Genomic DNA, 19552 nt, shown 5'->3' with positions numbered 1-19552 from the left:
TTTTATGACGCCTTTATCAATTAAATTCTACTACTCCGATATACGGAAGGTTACGATATCTCTGATCGTAGTCAAGTCCGTATCCTACAACAAACTCATCGGGAATATTAAATCCCGTATAGTCCACCTTTACATCTGTAACTCTGCGCTCAGGCTTATCAAGGAGTGTGCAAAGCTTGATGCTTGCAGGCTCTCTGTCGCCGAGCATCTTGATAAGATAAGACAACGTTCTTCCCGAATCAACAATATCCTCTACTATAATAACATGTCTGTCCTTAAGAGGTTCATCAAGATCCTTTACAATCTTAACTACACCGCTTGACTTAGTTGAACTGCCATAGCTTGATGCTGACATGAAATCCATCGTAACAGGGACTGTGATACGCTTTGCAAGCTCACACATAAAGAACACTCCGCCCTTTAAAACACATACAAGGTGCACTGTCTCACCCTGATAATCTCTGCTGATTGCTTCCCCAAGCTCCTTTATCCTCTTGTCAACTTCATCTTCTGTCAATAAAACGCGAACTGATTCAGCCACAGTAATTTCCTCCATCCAAAAAATTTATAGCCAAAATACTTTTTGTATCTTCACTCACCTTGGTATTAGCACTTATTCTGTACCCCGGAACCCACAAAACATGGTCTCCGTCAGCCATTACATAGATACTGTCTCTTCTGTCTATAGGAATTTTGACATCTGTCATGAACTTCGACAGCTTTTTCTTATGAATGCCGCTTCCCGTCTCAATAAATATATAATCATCGGGTCTTCTGCATCTAAAAACGGCTGCTTGTATTCTATCACAATCGAACCATTTAGTATACGTACCGCGCGGAATACTTGAGCCTTTTACAAACTCTCTGACGCTTGCCTCCATCCTTCCAAGTCCCGGAATGTCATAACCTGCCTCACCGTCTTTTTTTACCCGGTCAAAAAAATCTATAACAAGCGAATTATCAAGGCTTTCCACCACTTTCTTCGAAAGAGTAAGTATGTCGTACTCTCTCTTTGCGACAAGCCCGTACGGAAGGTCGACATACGCCGTCCCGCTTTCCGATACCATGATATCCGTCACCGCATCAACGTGACTTGCCGTTATGTCTTTCCTGTTTGGTGTAAGCATCTCGAAACACCTTAAGATCACGTTCTTTTGGATAAAAAGATCTACGCTCTTAAGAACCTTCAACTCTATTCTGACACTTTTTCCGTCAAAGGTACAAGCCTTGTCAAAAAGCTCTCCCGTGACCTTACATATAAAGTCATCCGCGAGGGCAAAATCAGACGCTGCTCTGCACAGATGCTTTACCGCCTCTGCATTTATATTATCGGTCATATAAGGAATAAGCTCGTTTCTGACCTTGTTCCTCGTATGGATACTCTCGTCGTTGGTAGCATCGTGGCAAAAAGATATTCCTTCTCCCGCAAGATACTCCTCAATTTCCTGTCTCGTAACGCACAATAAGGGCCTTATCACATTATCCCTAACGGCACGTATGGCACCCGCACCATGAAGCCCCGTTCCTCGAAGGAGATTTAAAAGAAGTGTCTCTGCCACGTCGTTTCTGTGATGTGCAACCGCAATCTTAACGGCGCCCTCTTTCTCAGCTATCTTGCGAAAAGCCTCGTATCTTACATTCCGTCCCGCTTCTTCTTCGGTCAGCTTATTTTCTCTTGCAATTCCGGGGACATCCTCTTCCACCAGATAATAACGTATTCCCCGTTCTTCACAGAAGCTACGGGTAAACTCTGCGTCTTTTCCCGCTTCTTCCCTGATCCCGTGATTCACATGGACCGCAACAAGCCCGATGCCAAGGAGCTCTCTTAACTTATACAAAACCAGCAAAAGTGCGACAGAATCCGCTCCTCCCGAAAATCCCACAAGGATCTTTTCTCCGGAAACTGCCATTTTATTGGCTCTTATATAGTTTAGTACGGTGTTTTCGAATCTGTTCATATTGAAAAATTAAAGCGCAGACCTATACGTACCCGTATCATTGTCTGCGCTGTGCTCCGCAAAATAATAACAAATTACCTGTCCTCAATTTTAAAAACAATCTCACCGGGATAAACCAGTCCAAGTTTATCCTTAGCGGTTTCTTCTATATATTTTCGTGTCTGGGTATATCTTTCAAATTCGGCTATTTCCTTGCCCCTTGCAACCTCGGCATCGATCTGGGCATTGAGGTAAGCTTCCTTCTCCTCATACTCATTAACCTTCTCAAAAAGACTGATGCTCTTTATGGACACAACAGTCGCAAGAATTATAACCACACACGACGCGAGCGCGATGCCCGCTTTATTTTGAAAACTACGCCTTTTGTAGCGTGCTTTTGTCGCCATATCGCACCTCTTCAAATGCTTTTATATATTTTTATTTTAATACATGCTATAAAAGCCTGTCAAATGTAGCGATATAGCTCTGTTACGTCTTCTTTGTGTATTGTTTCCCGCACATCAAGCACTTCGACATTCACATCTTTATTACCAAATCCGATGGTTATCTTATCTCCGACTTTTACATCGGCAGAAGCCTTTGCAGGTCTTCCGTTTATCTGAACTCTTCCCGCATCGCAGGCTTCATTCGCTACTGTGCGTCTTTTTATCAATCTTGTTACTTTTAAATACTTATCTAATCTCATTTATTCCTCTCCTGATGCGGTATTTGCCGCATCACTGTTGTTATTTTTATCTTTCCCTGTCTTATCTTTGTTGTCACCGGCTTTTTTACCGTCTTTATTATCAGAGTCTTTCTTATTTACAGACGTTGTCTCATCTTCTTTTGTCGAACTCTTATTAGCTGCGTCTGCTGTTGACTTTTTTGACGGACTTTCATCTTCCTCGGAAGAAGCCGTGCTTGCATAGTGCGCGGTTGCAGTCGTTTTCTCTGTGGCTGCGGATGTATCGGACTTTTCCGATGAAGAAGGAGTCTCCTTCTTACCTAAGTCATGCGTTGTAGATTCGGATGCTGCCTTAGACGGATTCTCTGCCTGTTTTTCAGTCGAAGCGGCTGTGGGGCTCTCTTCAGACTTAGGCTTAGTCTCAGTATCCTCCTTCACTTTTGCCATCTCACCCAGGTTATATGACACATCCGACTCATCCGCGTCTATGTTTACACGAAGGCTCTTCGTATTATAACCATTTTTCCTAAGTATTATCTCATGATTTCCTGAAACCTTTTTAAGGCTGGTCGGCACTACACCAATATAATTTCCGTCAAAAAACAGCTCCGCTCCCTCAGGCGAATCCACATAAACCTTATAACCTTCGATAACCTTGTTCTTCTGGTTCTTCGTCTTGTCCTTGTCGGTTATGCTTGAAGCCGATGTTGCGGCAGAGCTCTTTCCCGGAAGTGACGCAACAGAAACAGCGCTCGTTGACTTATTTGTCTTATCATATGATGAAGAAAAAGACGAACTGTCCGATGATGAGCTGTTTGATGAATCCGCATTATCAGAATCAGGCTCAAGTTCTATCTTTACCACAGATTTAGGCGTACCCACCTTAAGATACTTGTTCTGTGTGATATATCCTTCGGCCATTACCTTGAGATTGTGGTAACCGTAGCTTACTGACTTTGAAGTATCGGCAAAAACCTGCTCCCCGTCGATGTAAATCTCGGCATCTGCGGGAGTTACCTCAAATGACACAAGTCCCTCTTTTGGCTTGGTTATCTTGACATTTCTCGTATCAATGACGGTTTCCCGGTTCCTGTTTATTGTAACATTTGTTTTATACTCTGCTCCGTTTCCGATGATCTGCAGATTATAATCGCCCTCGGGCGCACTTAAGAGCATATTGGGAGAAATCTTGTAAATAACGTCATTATCAAGCTCAAGCCATGCTCCGACAAGACTGTGTTCATCAACAGTGTCGGATGACAGGCTGACATAACCGTGTCCGCTTGTAACAACAACGCTGTATACCTCTTTTCCAATTCCGTATGCCTTGATATTGTCGGTCGTAAGTACATTTTCTGCTATGGCAGGCGCTCCGTCCGCAAGTATCAGCGTTCTTGAATCAAGCTTGTAAGTTTCTCCCAGTATTCTTGCGGTTCCGTCTCCCCTTACAAGTTCGTGACTACGCGTATCATCAATAGTCCACGCTTCATCCGATACCTTAAGCGAAGTGATATGCTTGCTGCTCTTAAGGAAATTGACATCAACAATCTGACCTTCTTCTAAGAGTCTCGCCGACATGGGCGTTCCCCTTAAGTCGTACATCATGCTTGTATTGTCATATTTAAGGGTATACGTCTTTCCCGTAGAATGATTTCTGAATCTGATTTCCTTATTTTCCGAATCTATGGAGCGAATCGAAGCAGTGTCGGAAGAATCGTATTTTCCGATAAGCGATACGCTCTTCTTTTCATTTTTTACGGCGGCACTTACATCTGCGCTGTATACGCAGGTAAAAACGGCCGCAAGAAACACTGCCGTAAATGCTCTTACAGATCTCATGATTATTCTCATGTTCATCCCCTCATACATGATCTTTTAAAAGAATTTTTTTAACTGCTCAGAATCCAGCAGATATTCTTTAGTATTGTGCGAAGGCTCGTCAATGACGTCTTCAAGCATAGCTCCGAGCACTTCTCCTATCTGCTTTCCGGGAGTCACTCCCAGAGCGATAAGGTCTTTGCCGTTAACCGCAAGCTTCTTAAGGCTCACGCACTCGCCTTCCTTTTTTATATTCTCATAAAGAGCTCTTGAATCCTCAATATTCTTGAGCTTTTCTTCGCGGTAATACTCGCTCTGAGCCATTGTATCCGCATATTTCACATCAAGAAGAAAAGGAAACTCATCCTCTCCCACTCTGTTCATGGTTCTTCGCACATTCTTTGCGGTAGCGGGGAACCTGTCATCGTGGTACTTAATAAGGTTGCACACCCTGTCCATGGTGTTTCTGTCAAACTTAAGGCGTCTGAAAATGTCATGTGCCATCTTCTCGCCAAGCTGTGCATGGCCATGGAAATGGTTAACGCCTTCTTCATCCGTTGTTATCGTCAAAGGCTTCGCTATATCATGCAAAAACATTGTCAGCCTTAAAACTTTATCGTTTCTCACATATCCGAGCGACTTGATAATGTGCTCTCCGACGTTGTACATATGATGGGGATTATCCTGAGAAGTCTCCATGCACGCATCAAATTCGGGAAGTATCACCTTAGTGATTCCAAGTTCGTACATAACCTGCGCTTTTTCCGGATGGTCGGAAACAAGAAGCTTTACAAGCTCAGTCTGGATTCTCTCTGCGCTTATCTTGGAAAGCGTAGACGCAAGCTCTTTTATTGCCTCTTTTGTCTTCTCTTCTATATCATAATCAAGCTGGGCCGAAAACCTGACGGCTCTCATTATGCGAAGTGCATCTTCGGAAAACCTCTCTGCAGGCTCTCCAACGCATCTTATCAGCTTATTCTCAAGATCTTCGATTCCTCCGAACCTGTCTATAAGCCCTTCTTCCTCGTTATAAGCCATGGCATTTATGGTAAAGTCACGGCGTCTCATATCTTCGGTGAGACTCTTTGTAAATGTCACTTCACTTGGATGTCTGTTATCTTCGTACTTTCCGTCTATTCTGTACGTTGTGACTTCATATCCCTCTTTATCCATCAAAACGGTGACCGTTCCGTGTTCAATTCCCGTATCGACCGTTCGTTTAAAAAGCTTTTTTATATCTTCAGGCAAAGCATTTGTTGTTATGTCCCAGTCACCCGGTTCTCTTGAAAGAAGCGCATCTCTTACACATCCTCCGACAACATATGCTTCAAAACCAGCTTTATGCATGGTATCCAATATCTTTTTTGCATTTTCCGGTAGTTTAATAATCATACCTTCATAATAGCCCAAAGAATATCAAATGTGAATAATACTCTAGGAATTTTCTCAATCTCGATATATACTTAATATATGAAATTATGAGGGAATCAGAATGAAATTTAGAATTAACAACAATTTGATAGCAGTAGGCTTCTTACTGCTTATCTTGGTGGGCATATTTTCATTTGTGAAAATTATTGATTCTTCCTACCAATATACCTCAGAGTTAATACCGATAGATGATGGTTGGACCGTTACTTATAACGGCAAAGAAATAGCTACAAACAAGAATCTTAACGACGTACAAGTACCTGTTATCAATGAAGGCGATACGTTTTCTTTGACCAGAGTACTTCCTCCGATTCGTGATGATTCGTTATGCCTCTACTTTTATTCGATGCACAGCATCGTTGATGTTAATATTCGTCATTATGCCGAGCGTTCCAAGAAAGCCGATAAGCTTGAAAACTGGCAAATATACACTTACGGTAGAGATTTGTACAGCCAGACCACAGAAGTTCCAAACAGATACAATCACGTTCCTATTGTAAAAGGCTATTCTGAAGAGGAAATCACGATCACCTTCATCGGCACAAGAGAAGCATCATTTTCTTCGCTGTCTCCTTTTGTTATAGGTTCAAGTGTTGATATATTATCCTATCATCTTTTAAGTAATACAATTAATTTGTTTGCCGGAGTATTCCTTGTAGTGCTCGGGCTTGTTCTTATAGTCATTTCTCCTTATATGTTCTTGTATCACAATAAGGAATCCCGACTATTTTTCAGCGGGCTTACTTCACTCCTATTCGGAACATACATTGTTGCCAGATTTGATTTCATCGATATGCTTATAAATAACCCGATGACTAACTCGTTTTGCGAATATTCATCGTTTATTTGTATGCCTATCTCTATTTTGGGCTATTTCATTTCAATATTCAGGGGCAAACTCAAGAGATTCTTGAAACTCCTTGTAATATTTGATTTCCTTCTTTTCGCCGGAATGACAATTCTGCACTTGTCTACGATCAAGCGTTTTTCTGCTATGACAGCCTTTATTCAGGGTTACATTGTCAGCGAGACCATTATGGTTCTGGTAATTCTGGTAAAAAACAGAAAGCATTTCCGAAACTCACAGAACAGAAATCTCAATTCAGATATGTTCTTCCTCATAGGTGTTGTGACATTCATTATATCTTCCTCCATAGATATAGCTATGTTCAACATCCATAAGTATTCAAGCAACCGCGGATATTCCCAGAACTACGGTAACGGATTTACTTTTGGCGCCGTTATCTTCGTCTCCTGCCTGCTTATCAGTTACATGTTCTACAGTATCTACAGTAGCAAGATTTCTTCACTGCAGGAGAGATTGTCTGATTTCGCTTACACCGATCCTCTGACGGGTCTTTCAAACAGAGCCCGTTGCGAACAGGTAATGAATGTTATCTCTCAGGATCGCAGTATATATGTAATCATCAGTATCGACCTGAACAAGCTGAAAATGGTCAACGATACATACGGTCACCACGAAGGCGACCGCTTGCTTACCGGCTTTGCAACAATTTTGACAGATTGCTTCTGGGATGCAAACCTCATCGGTCGTATGGGTGGAGACGAATTTGTCGTTATAATGCTTGGCGAACATGCATCAAGCTGTACCAAGAGAATACACGAATTCCACTCTCTTATGTCCGACTGGAACCTTAAGGAGCAGGTCTTCCAGTATAGTGCTTCTTACGGCTACGCATACAGCTACGAGGTTCCGAACGCATCTTCAAACGAAGTATATATGCTCGCAGATTCAAGAATGTATGAAATGAAAAAAGAACATCACGGACGTAAAGAAATGGAACACGAGATGGAGGAGGTGAATGCCAATGCGTAAACATATCACCTTCGCCCTTTCATCAATCTTTTTTATTGCGCTTATATCATTTGTATTTACCACATTCCTCAAGGTCGTACCCTGGTATCCGCAGTTCAAACTTCAAAAAGGATGGGTAATTACTTATAAGAACCAGCAGTACTTAAACACAGATATATCAAACTTAAGTGACCAGCTTGGTCTTACCTTCTCACGAGGAGACAAGATAACACTGACAAGGCCGAGTCCTCTTACTAAGAACAATGCGCCGTTCCCTTATCTTGTATTTAAGACCCAGCACTGCGCTTACGAAGTATTTCTTGACGGTTATACCATTGCAAAAGAGAACCTGGATGCCCGTACAGACGGCTCCTTCATTGGAACAGGCTACAACATTATTCCTCTGAAAAGAGATTTTGAAGGAAAAAAACTGTCAATCGATCTATACGTAGTTGAAAATGATACGAAGATCAATATCATTACCCCGCTTCTGGGTAACTACGACGATATATACAGATTCCTTTTGTATACTGCGGCATATCCGCTCCTAACGGGAATGTTCCTTATCGTTTTCGGACACATTTTCCTATTGATCTCACTTGTCCTGTACATGAGATCTTCGGGCGTATTTACACAGATTATATGCTCGCTTATCGTAATACTTTTGGGCCTCTGGCTCTTAACAACATTTGACTGCACAACGTTCCTTATTACCAAGGAAATGACCACGTTCCTAAGTTATATATCGCTATACCTGCTTGTCCCGTGCATATATCTGCTTATATACAACCTGCACAAGCAAAATGTTTATTCGGTCATCGCAGTACTTGGCTTTGCGACACTGGCATTCAGCATACTTTTTATTGTTCTTCACTTATTGAACAAAGTGCACATACATCATTTCCTGATGCCTTACTACATATTGTCAACGCTGTCGTTCCTTGCGCTGATCATGTACAACATAAAGGACCTTAGGAGCAAAACACGGAATCCTTCAACGCAGATCATCATGTTTGGTATCACATTCGTAAGTTTGAGCTTTATGCTGCTTGTCTTTTTCGACATGTTGAACAAGAATGTCGACTGCAGAGACAGCTTTATAATGAGATTCCTGATTCCTTCGGCCGCACTGTTCTTCGTAGTAACGCAGCTGCTTAACCACTTTGTATTCATGACAAAGTTCTATGCTCAGCGAAAAGAATATGCATCTCTTACACAACTTGCCTACGAGGATGCGCTTACACGACTTCCCAACAGAGCAAGCTGTGATATGAAGCTCAACGACCTTGAACGCTCCGATCTTGACTACTGTATCGTCAGCCTTGACCTTAACGGTCTGAAACAGGTTAACGATAACGACGGTCACCCCGCCGGAGATAAGCTTATCAAGAGCTTTGCGGATGCGCTTTCCAAGGTATTTAGCAGAAAAGGCGACTGCTTCAGAACAGGTGGTGACGAATTCCTCGCCATATTCGACAGTATACGCCGCGAAGAACTTGATGCCCTTCTTAAAAAGTTAGACGATCTTCTCCTGGAACTTGACGAAGAAGATCCTGACGTAAACCACAGCGTATCTTACGGATATGCTTTCCGTTCCGAAACAGAGGAACAGGATGTCCATTCGGTATTCATGCTTGCCGACAAGAAGATGTACGATGCAAAGCGCAAGCACTACGCAGAGATTGGAAAAACAAGGTAATATAGCTTTTATCGATAAAGACTCGCGGTTTTCCGCGGGTCTTTTGTAATATTATGAAAATTTCATAAATTTTTTATCACTTCTACATCTATTTATTGGATAATAATATTATGAAATATCGTAAACATTAATATCTGTCATCAAGAAAAGAGGTCTGTATGAAAAAACTTTTTATCGCCTTTTTAATCTCGTTGTTGGCAATAAACAATGTTTTAACCGGATGCGGTAAAAAAACTTCGACTGAATCTGAAGTTTCAGAAGCCACTCCCGTCGAAAAAATCACCCTCCTAAATACAAAGAGTGAAGTCGCAACACAGATGGAAACTCTTGCTTCCAAATACACTCAGGAAACAGGAATAACTGTGGAAGTTATGGGAGTTGATGCAGGCGCAGATGTTCAGGCAATGATAAAGGGTTACTATCTGTCTGATCAGATGCCGGATATTATCTCTTGCGAAGCCTCCGGTTTTTCAAACTGGGAGGGACTTCTTGTCGATCTGAGCGATCAGAACTGGGTCAGCCGTACTGATGCTGAATTCGTAGATTCCAAGTACGGCACACTTGGCTTTCCCTTCACAACAGAAGCAATCGGGCTTGCATATAACGCAGATATCCTCTCTAAATGCGGAGTCGATCCTTCTTCCATAACAGGCCCCGCGTCGATGAGATCTGCTTTTGAAACAATAGATGCCAAAAAAGATGAACTTGGACTGAGAGCTGTTATAGGCTATTTTACCGAAGCTGAAAACCTCGGCTGGTCAGCGGGTAACCACATCTTTGGCGCATACATCGACTCAGGCCTCGACAGATCCGATACAACATACATCGACCTTCTTAACGACGGCGGCAAACTCGATGAGTCCAGATTCATGGACTATGCCGCGATGATAGGTCTTTTTAATGAATACTCCGATCCCGATTTGAAAACTACAGGAGAATATGCCGATCAGGTAAAAAACTTTGCTTCAGGCAAATATGCATTTATCACTCAGGGCTCATGGATCGGCGCAGCAATGACCGGCGACAACGCAAGCGAATATGCTTCTGCGGGAAACTTCAAAGTCGGAATGATCCCATATGCATTTCAGGATGGCATGGACACAATACTTACAAGCGCACCGTCTTGGTGGGCTATACCCAAAGAAGGTCAGGTGGAAGCTGCCAAAGCATTCCTTGAATGGTGCTCAGAGTCATCCGCACAGAAGATTCTCGTTGAAGAAGCCGGATTCGTAAGCCCGTTCACCGATTGTACCTTCGTAGCCTCAGATCCTTTTGCTTCTGTGATCTCTGAATATATCTCTTCCGGCAAAACTTCGAACTGGCACTGGATGGACATGCCTTCAGGACTTGGACAGAGAGGTCTTTCTTTTGCCTTCCAAAAATATGCATCCGGCGAGCTTGACGCCAAGGGGTTCATGGAAGAGATCAAATCTATTGCAACCAAATGGTATGAGACACTTTAAGGAGGAGGTAGAAACATGAAGGACAATACTAAGGTAGTTATCAAAAAGAAAGATTCCATTGTGTTCCAGTTATCTGCCTTGAACTTGCTGATGCTCATATCATTCTTTATTGTAATGTACATGGTCATGTCTGCCATGAAAACATCTACAACAAGCAGTATCAACATGTTTGACTCGATGATGGATCTTTCAACGCATGAAGCCAAGTTAAAATCCGATGTCATGAACCTCTATGACCAGACAACAGGTTACATATCTGCAAATGCCGTTGAAACACAGACGGCTCTTTTACCCCAGATAAACGTAGCCAAACAGGACATCACGGCTGACATAGAAACACTAAAAAGTAATTTTTCCCAGTATAATGACGAGGAAGCAACCGCACAACTTGAAGAGATCACAGCCCAGTATCAGAGGCTTACAACACTTATAGACTCGGCTATTGAAAAAAGTGATGCCGGAGACAAGGAATCCGCTTACAATATCCTTTTTGACAAAGCCGAGATCCAGAAGATTGCCATCTTCCATTCGTCAAAAGCCCTTGATAATGCCATTGCAAAATCCTCAAAAGAGACCACCGATACAATGAACTTCTTGTTCAAAAAAGGTAGTTATTTCGGCATTGCAGGCATACTTGCGATGCTGCTGCTTATCACATTCAACTTCCTTATAAGTTATAAGAACATTGTCAAAAAGATTGAGCGCATCAGCGGCGAAGTCAACACAATGATCACCAACATTGAAGGCGGAAACGGCGACCTCACGGCAAGAATAAAGACAAAAACAAAATCCGAGCTTCTTTACATCACAGTAGGTATCAACCACTTCATTGAAACACTTCAGGGAATTATGAAGGATGTAAAAAACGGATCGCTCGTCCTTACAAGTTCGTCCGAAAAGGTTGTTTCACAGCTTCGCATGGCGGATGACAACGTGACCAACACTTCTGCAGCCCTTGAAGAACTCTCGGCAAATATGGAGACGGTTGCAGGAACAGTCTCATCCATCAATGACCGCGTTGAAGATGTTAAGGCAGCCGCTCAGGAAATCACAGAACAGGCCCTTTCGGGATCCGAGACCGCCGTTACCATTAAGCAGGAAGCCAATGAAGTTAAAGACCGCGTAAATCAGAAAAAGATTGCCGCAGGCGACCACGTATCACAGCTATCCGAAGTACTCAGTAAATCCGTACAGGATTCTGAGAAGGTTAGTCAGATCAATGAACTTACAAATGTCATCTTGGATATAGCAAAACACACTAATCTCCTCGCACTCAATGCTTCGATTGAGGCCGCACGTGCAGGCGAAGCGGGTAAAGGATTCTCCGTAGTAGCAACAGAGATAAGCACCCTCGCCGAAAACAGTAGACGAACTGCTGCAAATATCCAGGATATAAGTGCAGAAGTTACAGAAGCGGTTCGAAGACTTGCAGACAACGCCCAGTCCACGCTTGATTACATCAACGGAACAGTACTCGGTGATTATGATGACTTCGTAGAAACAGGTGAAAAATATGAGCACACCGCGGATATCATGAGCGATTCCTTCGCCGCATTTGATGATAAAGCTTCTCACCTCAACCAGATCATGCAGGAGATGGTCGAATCAGTAAGAATGATAACCGAATCCATAAAAGAAAGCTCTATTGCCATCACATCTTCTGCCGAAAGCTCATCTGAAATCGTCGGAGGAATTAAAAAGATTTCTGAAGCTATCAATGAAAATAATGAGATCACCGAGCAACTAAACGATACAACGCAGAAATTCAAATCATTATAAGTATTACAATATAGCCTTACTCTAAGACGGGCCTTCCTCATGAAGTCCCGTCTTTTCTATATTCTTGATGTTTTTTATCTAAAAAATAATTATTTTGCTCCTGCGGTTGACAGCAATTACCCCCATGTTATAAGTGTATTAATTCAATTAACACAGATGACATTATGACATTGTCATTGCACTAATAAAAAGGAGAGACCTATGAAAAAGAAAACAACAACAGCAATTTTACTCGCGGCTACAATGATGCTCGCTCTTATGGGATGTGGCGCAGCTTCTACAGATACTTCATCTTCAGATGCTGCTTCTGTTGCAGAAGTTAATACAGATTCAGAATCAAATACATCCGGCGATACCAACAACGAAGCAACCGCAGATACAAGCTCAGACAGCGCTTCTGCAGACTCTTCAGAAGCAGCTGACACTGCTACTGCTTCAACTGATGATTCATTTACATATAAAGACGAAACATTTTCTATCCTTGATGATCTTCCGACTACACTGGATAAGATAAACGCTGTAGGAACCATTGTTCCGGATACTCCTGTAGAAATAGATACCGGTTCAAAGCTATATGACTATGATGTGAACGGCAGCGATTCTGATTTTACTATAGTTACATTTACTGATAACGGCAAAGAATCTGTAGGACAGATTAGTCTTATGGGACCAAACGCTAAAACATCAAAAGGAATCTGCGTTGGTAATTCATTAAAAGAACTTACTTCTGCTTACGGCGAACCTACCTCTAAAACCGGTAACGGCTATTTTTATGATTATAAATTTGATAACTATGTTCTCAGCTTCGACACCATGGACGACAAAGTATATGTAATCTATTACTATAACTTAGATTATTACAATTCCAGAAGAAGATGATGTTCTTTTTTACTCTCCCTTCAAGCTTCGCAAATTTGGAGAACCACAACATGATTAAAAAAATACCTCTACTAAATAAAACTATATGCTCCATTCTCTCTTTTACCCTTCTTGCCACCGCAGTAACAGGCTGTGGCAAGAAAGATACCGAGAGGAAGATAACTGATCCGCTAAATCCCGAAGTGTCTACTATGTTAAGTGACTCTCAGACTATGCCTAAAGACTATATTTTTAAGCAAACCGATTATGAAGGCATCCTCAATAAAGACGATTATGTTGAGTATCTTGACTACATCGAAGGCAAGGTAAGAGCCGTTACTTTGGGTAAAGACGCCAAATTCAAGTATCTCTTTGTCAACAAGGATGGTTCTGACGCGCAATCTTTTGACCTTCCACTAGATGGAAAAGAGATCTCTGATATCATTTGCACTTCGGATAAAGACGGAAATCTCTATACTTATTACTATACGAATGAATCTTGTCTTAAGAAGTTTGATAATACCGGAAATGAAGTCCTAAGTAAAACACTTGATTTTGAAATCTATGATATGTACTGTAGCGATAAATACGGACTTGTTCTTAATACTTCACGCGGCATCGAAACATTTAGCGATCAGGCTGACTCTACAATTTTAATAAAGTTAGAGGATGCTCAGAAAAACTTTGATTCAGATGCTTTTTTCCTATATAAAGGCTCAAAGGATCAGTTCTTTATCGAAGGAGCATCTTCTGAAGATGTCCCTATATTAGCTAAGGTTGATCTTGATAATAAAACTTTTGGCGAAACGAGTAAGGCCTGCGCTGAAAGACACTACTCATATCAGAGCGGTGAAGGATATGATCTTTATGCACAAGATTATAACGGAATATACGGCTACGACTATGAATCCGATAAAATGACCAAACTGCTTGATCTTGATGATTCGTGCATAGACAGACTGAACTTTTTAGGCTGGATTGCAATAAATGATAAGGAATTATTTGCTGAAACACTTGATTTCAATTCAAATATCCATTTTTCTACTTTAACTAAAGTTGATCCCGCAGATGTACCGGATAAAACAATGCTCACTTTGGGTGGCGCCTGCTTCACAGCTGATGTAACCATGGCAGTAAACGTATTCAACAAATCCAGTGATAAATATAAGGTAAAAGTCATTGATTATTCTGACTCCTACCCTGAAGATGAGCTTGATGATATTCTGCAGGCATTTAATCAGGATATTCTCGCAGGAAAAGCTCCCGATATCTTCTGCTTTTCATATTATTTTGCTCCGAACATTGACAGTTATGCAAATAAAGGCGTACTGATGGATCTTTCATCTGCTTTTGATAAAGGCGGAGCGCTGGGCGATGTAGAAATTCTCCCTAATATATATGAGATGATGAAAACAGGCGACAAGGTGTATTCTGTTTATCCTTCGTTCGTATACAATACTCTTCTAATGAAGGAAAGTGCCGCAGGTGGTAAGACATCTCTTTCGTTAAAAGAGTATGACGACTTGAATCTCAAAGATTCAATGGATGGAAATAAGTTCATTAATACAAGTATTCAGACAGCAGGTGATAAGTTCATCGATTGGAATAACAAGAAATGTAATCTTAAATGCCCTGAATTTATAGAGATTCTTGAATATGCCAAAAAGTTAAACAGCGGCAAGAAAAAACCTGCTACGTCAGATAATGAAGAAGTTGAGGTCGCTGATGAGCTTCCGTCCGTCAACAGTAACGGCATACTTTGTAATCAGGATGTATATGGATTTAACTCTTTTACAGACATAGAGCAGTATGAATTAAAGGATAAGGTCTCATTAGTAGGTTTCCCTAACAATAGCGGCGAAACCACAACAATGATAACTCCTTACAACCAGTTATGTGTTAGCGCATCTTCAAAATGCCCGGAGGGTGCACTGGAATTTATAAAAAGTTATTGTACTAATCCCTCTATTAATGACGGTTCTACTTTTCCTTCAGATAAGGCTCTTTTTGAATCTTATTTGAAAAAAGCTACAGAACCTGCCGAATCTGAAGAAGACGCTACAGTGTATGTCAATTTTCACGAGGTAAAATTGGATCCACTTCCCGCAGATGAAGCTCAAAAGCTCTACGACAGCATTCTTTCATGCAAGGCAATACACAGGCTTGATTCAAAGATTGATTCCTTCGTTACTGAAGAAACTGCCGCATTCTTCGAGGGACAGAAATCAGCCGAAGAAGTTGCGGATGTTATCAATAACCGAATTCAGACATATTTAAATGAGCAGTAATTAGCTTTTGCGTTAATAATAACGGGCGCGAGAAATTAATTAGATTTCTCGCGCCCGCTCTATTATCATTTTTTACTTGATAAAAAGATTTATCAATATGCTCTTCCCCAGTAAACCATCTTCTTAGCAGGCTTACCGCAGATAGGACATACATCTGAGATGTTTTCCTGCTCGAAAGGTATACAACGGCTTGTTACGTTGAATTCTTCCTTTATCTTGTCTTCGCACTCGCGGTCTCCGCACCACATAGCCTTTACGAAGCCCTTTGTCTCCTTGAAGTTCTCAGCGAACTCTTCTTTGTTGTGAGCAACAAATGTATGCTCTTCAAGGTGCTTCTTTGCCCTTGCGAACATATCTTTCTGGATCTGATCGAGGAGCTCACCGACTTTTGCAGATACTTCAGAGATAGCGCACTCAATCTTTTCTCTTGTATCTCTTCTTACAAGTACGCACTTTCCTGCCTCGAGGTCCTTAGGTCCAATCTCTACACGTACAGGGATTCCTCTCATCTCCTGCTCTGCGAACTTGAATCCGGGTGTTCTGTCTGTATCGTCTGTCTTTACTCTGTAATCTGAAAGGCTCTTAGCGATATCGTAAGCTACGTCAAGAACGCCTTCTTTCTTCTGCTGGATAGGAATTACAACAACCTGGATAGGAGCAATCTTAGGAGGAACAACAAGTCCTGAGTTGTCGCCGTGTACCATGATCATAGCTCCGATAGTACGTGTTGTAAGTCCCCATGAAGTCTGATTTACATAGTGGAGTTTGTTATCTTTGCCCGCATACTGGATTTCGAATGCCTTGGCAAATCCATCACCAAAGTTGTGGCTGGTTGCGCTCTGAAGAGCTCTTCCGTCATGCATAAGTGCCTCAACTGTGTATGTAGCCTCTGCTCCGGCAAATTTTTCTTTATCTGTCTTCTGTCCTTTAATAACAGGAATAGCCATGTCGTTCTCAAGGAAGTCAGCGTATACGTTAAGCATCTGCTGTGTACGCTCTTCTGCCTCTTCAAATGTAGCGTGTGCTGTGTGGCCTTCCTGCCAGAGGAATTCCCTGCTTCTAAGGAAAGGTCTTGTTTCTTTTTCCCAACGAACAACGCTGCACCACTGGTTGAGCACCTGGGGGAGGTCTTTGTATGAGTGGATCTCTCCTCTGTAATAATCACAGAAAAGTGTCTCTGATGTAGGACGTACGCAGTATCTCTCTGTAAGAGGCTCGAGTCCGCCGTGTGTTACCCACGCAACTTCAGGTGCGAAGCCTTCTACGTGGTCCTTCTCCTTCTGAAGAAGTGACTCAGGGATAAACATGGGAAGGTATGCGTTCTGTACTCCTGTTGCCTTGAATCTTGCATCAAGGTGTTTCTGAATGAGCTCCCAGATTGCATATCCCGCAGGTTTGATTACCATACATCCCTTAATATTGGAATAACTTACGAGATCGGCTTTGATACACACATCGGTATACCATTGTGTGAAATCTTCATCCATAGATGTGATCTCTGATACGAGTTTCTTGTTGTCAGCCATTTCTTTTCTCCTTTTTTGCAATTAAGTGTTTCCGGGAACTTTGAGAGACGCTTTTTTATCAGAAAGGATTTTTCTATGATATAAAAAAGAACCCTCAAATCCCCTAACAGGGACCGAAGATTCTCGGCGGTACCACCCTATTTAAACCCAGCATACTCTGCTGTGGTCTCACTCAATTTAACCCTTAACGCGGGAAACGCTGTATTTTCATACAGGACTCCAAGGTAGGTTCGCTGTTTATACGTAAAAACCTCACACCAACGGTTCTCTCTCTGAAACGCTTACGCAGTTACTATTCCTCTTCAACGTCGTATTATTTAAAGATGATTTTATTAACATTTCGCGGGATTGTCAAGGGTACGTATGTTTTAGGGAACTTTTCATAGTGTTTTCCCTATAAAAGTTCCCTAAAGCAAAAAGACCGGTGGGTCCGGTCTTTTCCGCAGGATTGCTCCTGCTGTAGAGGTTTTATAAAGGAAATACGTTATGGCGAACGTAAATCGGCAAATTCATTTGTCCTCAGCGATTAAGCTCGCTTGTAGGACCTCCGGCATTATGATTTCTGATGATGCCGTCAATCTCTTTGAGATCGCTTGCGGGAAGGTCTCCCGGAATAGTATTCTTGACACTTGAGGTTGCATTACCGTATTCAAGCGCCTTCTGAACATCATCGTACTTAAGCATTCCGTATAATACACCGGATACATAAGCATCGCCGGAACCAATCCTGTCTATTACATCTATATCCGCATATGGCGCCTCGGTATAAAACCGGTCGTTCTTGGCGTCATATATGGTAGACGTAAAGTTGTGCTTTCTGGGGCTTATAACCTGTCGTTGAGTTGTGCAAACTACTTCGACAGGATATTCCTCAGTATAGCTCTTCATTATATCGAAGAGCTCGCCATCTTTCTGCATCATGCGTCGGGATGTTTCCTCCGACACAAAAAGAATATTTACATAAGGGAGGATCTTCTTTATTGCAGTTCTGGCGTCTTCTTCGCTCCAAAGGTTGGCACGGTAGTTACAATCAAATGATACCTTGGCGCCACCTTCCTTGAATCTCTTTATCATCTCAGTTGCAACTTCACAAGTGTTCTTATTAAGTGCAAGTGAAATTCCGCTTGTATGAAACATTCTTGTAGATGTATACACACTCTCAGGAATCTCTGACAAAGAAATTCTTGTTATTGAAGAATTCATTCTGTCGTAGACTATGGATGGTTTGCGTGGTGCAGCACCGTTTTCGTAGTAATATATTCCAAGTCTTGCCTCAGGTGACTCATCATAGATAAGATAATCATCCGATACACCCTCGAAACGGATTCGGTTCTTAATAAAAGTTCCGAGTGCGTTCTGTGGAAGTCTTGAAATGACTCCTGTACGGAGTCCCAAAAGCGCTACGCCTGATGCTACATTGAGTTCAGAGCCGCCGGCTCTTTTGTCAAAAACATCTCCGCGTGTCATACGCTCATAATTTGGCGGCGAAAGACGAAGCATAATCTCTCCAAAAGTTAGAAGATCAAATCTCTCGTCTCTCATAGCTGCCTCCTCATAGCCGTAACGGCTTTCGCGTTCAATAAGTACTGCTCACGTTAATTATAATATATCAAAAATTTTTGTATTGTAAGTGCTTACATTGTGGCGAACATTGCAAAAGTTGCACTGGTTTTTTCGATTTTTTGTACATCTAGATCCTTGAGCAGTCTCTGTCATTATACTTGGAAAGCACTATTTTTCCCGCTTTCAGCGTTTCCTTCATATCGATAACTCTCTGATTGGACGATCCTCTGAACCTGAGCATCAGATCTTTTTTATCAAGTTCAAACTCTCCATCAACGAGTATATCTGTCATGGAAAGAATGGCATCGGTGTCATCCCCGTGACATCTCTTGTTTTCAGTGTCTGTAAGCTCTTCCAAAGTGTATCCGGAATAGATCCAGATAGTCGCCTTGGGAACTTCTTTTTTTATCCGCTCAAGGAGCGGTCTTATCTCTTTCTGGTTGGCTATTTCCATAGGCTCTCCTCCGAGAATTGTGAGGCCGTCGATATAGCTTGGCTTGAGAGATTCAACAATCTCATATTCCACTTCTTTTGTATATTTCTGTCCGTAATTAAAGTCCCATGTCATTTCATTGAAACAACCTTTGCAATGATGTGTGCATCCACTCACAAAAAATGAGGTTCTGCATCCTATTCCGTTTGCTACATCACTGTAATATATCTGTCCGTAATTCATTTCTCGCCTTTCT

Annotated in this window: 15 protein-coding genes and 1 other annotated feature; of the genes, 6 read left to right on the top strand and 9 right to left on the bottom strand. The window is 41.9% G+C overall.

Features of this window, described 5'->3' with window-relative positions; translation table 11 throughout:
• Window positions 1–16 precede the first annotated feature (16 nt).
• The 6 genes from hpt to G628_RS0107970 form a co-directional block, all read right to left on the bottom strand.
• Window positions 17–541, bottom strand: coding sequence for a hypoxanthine phosphoribosyltransferase (gene hpt / locus G628_RS0107995; RefSeq protein ID WP_026656349.1), 525 nt, complete (start codon window positions 539–541; stop codon window positions 17–19).
• Complete coding sequence (gene tilS, locus G628_RS0107990) at window positions 534–1958, bottom strand: tRNA lysidine(34) synthetase TilS (protein WP_027208891.1); 1425 nt, start codon at window positions 1956–1958, stop codon at window positions 534–536. The genes hpt and tilS overlap by 8 nt, the downstream gene beginning before the upstream one ends.
• Before the next feature lie 74 nt (window positions 1959–2032).
• On the bottom strand, window positions 2033–2344 hold the full coding sequence (locus G628_RS0107985; RefSeq protein ID WP_026656347.1) for an FtsB family cell division protein: 312 nt from the start codon (window positions 2342–2344) through the stop codon (window positions 2033–2035).
• 59 nt (window positions 2345–2403) lie between these two features.
• The gene (locus G628_RS0107980) at window positions 2404–2643 is read right to left on the bottom strand and encodes an RNA-binding S4 domain-containing protein (protein ID WP_026656346.1); all 240 of its coding nucleotides are present in this window, start codon (window positions 2641–2643) and stop codon (window positions 2404–2406) included.
• Window positions 2644–4473 carry a PEGA domain-containing protein gene (locus G628_RS0107975; RefSeq protein WP_026656344.1) on the bottom strand — a complete coding sequence of 610 codons (1830 nt, stop codon included), beginning with the start codon at window positions 4471–4473 and terminating at the stop codon, window positions 2644–2646.
• Window positions 4474–4497: 24 nt separating this feature from the next.
• A complete protein-coding gene (locus tag G628_RS0107970; RefSeq protein ID WP_026667291.1) occupies window positions 4498–5832 on the bottom strand; it encodes a CCA tRNA nucleotidyltransferase in 1335 nt (444 codons plus the stop codon).
• A gap of 100 nt (window positions 5833–5932) precedes the next feature.
• On the opposite strand from G628_RS0107970, the gene G628_RS0107965 reads away from it, so the two are divergent.
• The 6 genes from G628_RS0107965 to G628_RS0107940 all read left to right on the top strand — a co-directional run bounded on the left by G628_RS0107965 (window position 5933) and on the right by G628_RS0107940 (window position 15774).
• Entirely contained in the window at window positions 5933–7708 is a 1776-nt protein-coding gene (locus G628_RS0107965) for a GGDEF domain-containing protein (protein ID WP_026656342.1), read from the top strand.
• The gene (locus G628_RS0107960; protein WP_026656341.1) at window positions 7701–9386 is read left to right on the top strand and encodes a GGDEF domain-containing protein; all 1686 of its coding nucleotides are present in this window, start codon (window positions 7701–7703) and stop codon (window positions 9384–9386) included. Before G628_RS0107965 ends, G628_RS0107960 begins: the two co-directional genes overlap by 8 nt.
• Before the next feature lie 158 nt (window positions 9387–9544).
• Window positions 9545–10849, top strand: coding sequence for an ABC transporter substrate-binding protein (locus G628_RS0107955; RefSeq protein WP_026667293.1), 1305 nt, complete (start codon window positions 9545–9547; stop codon window positions 10847–10849).
• A gap of 15 nt (window positions 10850–10864) precedes the next feature.
• Window positions 10865–12628 carry a methyl-accepting chemotaxis protein gene (locus G628_RS0107950; RefSeq protein WP_027208890.1) on the top strand — a complete coding sequence of 588 codons (1764 nt, stop codon included), beginning with the start codon at window positions 10865–10867 and terminating at the stop codon, window positions 12626–12628.
• 201 nt (window positions 12629–12829) lie between these two features.
• Entirely contained in the window at window positions 12830–13507 is a 678-nt protein-coding gene (locus G628_RS0107945) for a hypothetical protein (RefSeq protein ID WP_027208889.1), read from the top strand.
• 50 nt (window positions 13508–13557) lie between these two features.
• A complete protein-coding gene (locus G628_RS0107940; RefSeq protein WP_027208888.1) occupies window positions 13558–15774 on the top strand; it encodes a hypothetical protein in 2217 nt (738 codons plus the stop codon).
• Between the two features lie 92 nt (window positions 15775–15866).
• On the opposite strand, the gene proS is transcribed toward G628_RS0107940, so the two are convergent.
• The 3 genes from proS to nrdG all read right to left on the bottom strand — a co-directional run bounded on the left by proS (window position 15867) and on the right by nrdG (window position 19539).
• Window positions 15867–17300: a proline--tRNA ligase gene (proS, locus tag G628_RS0107935; RefSeq protein ID WP_027208887.1), complete on the bottom strand. Its 1434-nt coding sequence runs from the start codon at window positions 17298–17300 to the stop codon at window positions 15867–15869.
• Between the two features lie 105 nt (window positions 17301–17405).
• Window positions 17406–17615 (bottom strand) — a binding site (T-box leader).
• Between the two features lie 204 nt (window positions 17616–17819).
• A complete protein-coding gene (locus G628_RS0107930) occupies window positions 17820–18842 on the bottom strand; it encodes a sugar kinase (RefSeq protein ID WP_027208886.1) in 1023 nt (340 codons plus the stop codon).
• A gap of 148 nt (window positions 18843–18990) precedes the next feature.
• Window positions 18991–19539 carry an anaerobic ribonucleoside-triphosphate reductase activating protein gene (gene nrdG, locus G628_RS16800; RefSeq protein ID WP_026667295.1) on the bottom strand — a complete coding sequence of 183 codons (549 nt, stop codon included), beginning with the start codon at window positions 19537–19539 and terminating at the stop codon, window positions 18991–18993.
• Between the last annotated feature and the right edge of the window lie 13 nt (window positions 19540–19552).

The organism is Butyrivibrio hungatei NK4A153 (assembly GCF_000424465.1).
GTDB classification, from domain to species: domain Bacteria; phylum Bacillota; class Clostridia; order Lachnospirales; family Lachnospiraceae; genus Butyrivibrio; species Butyrivibrio hungatei_A.
The sequence above is the reverse complement of the archived record's forward strand: the minus strand, read 5'-3'. Positions and strand labels throughout refer to the sequence as shown.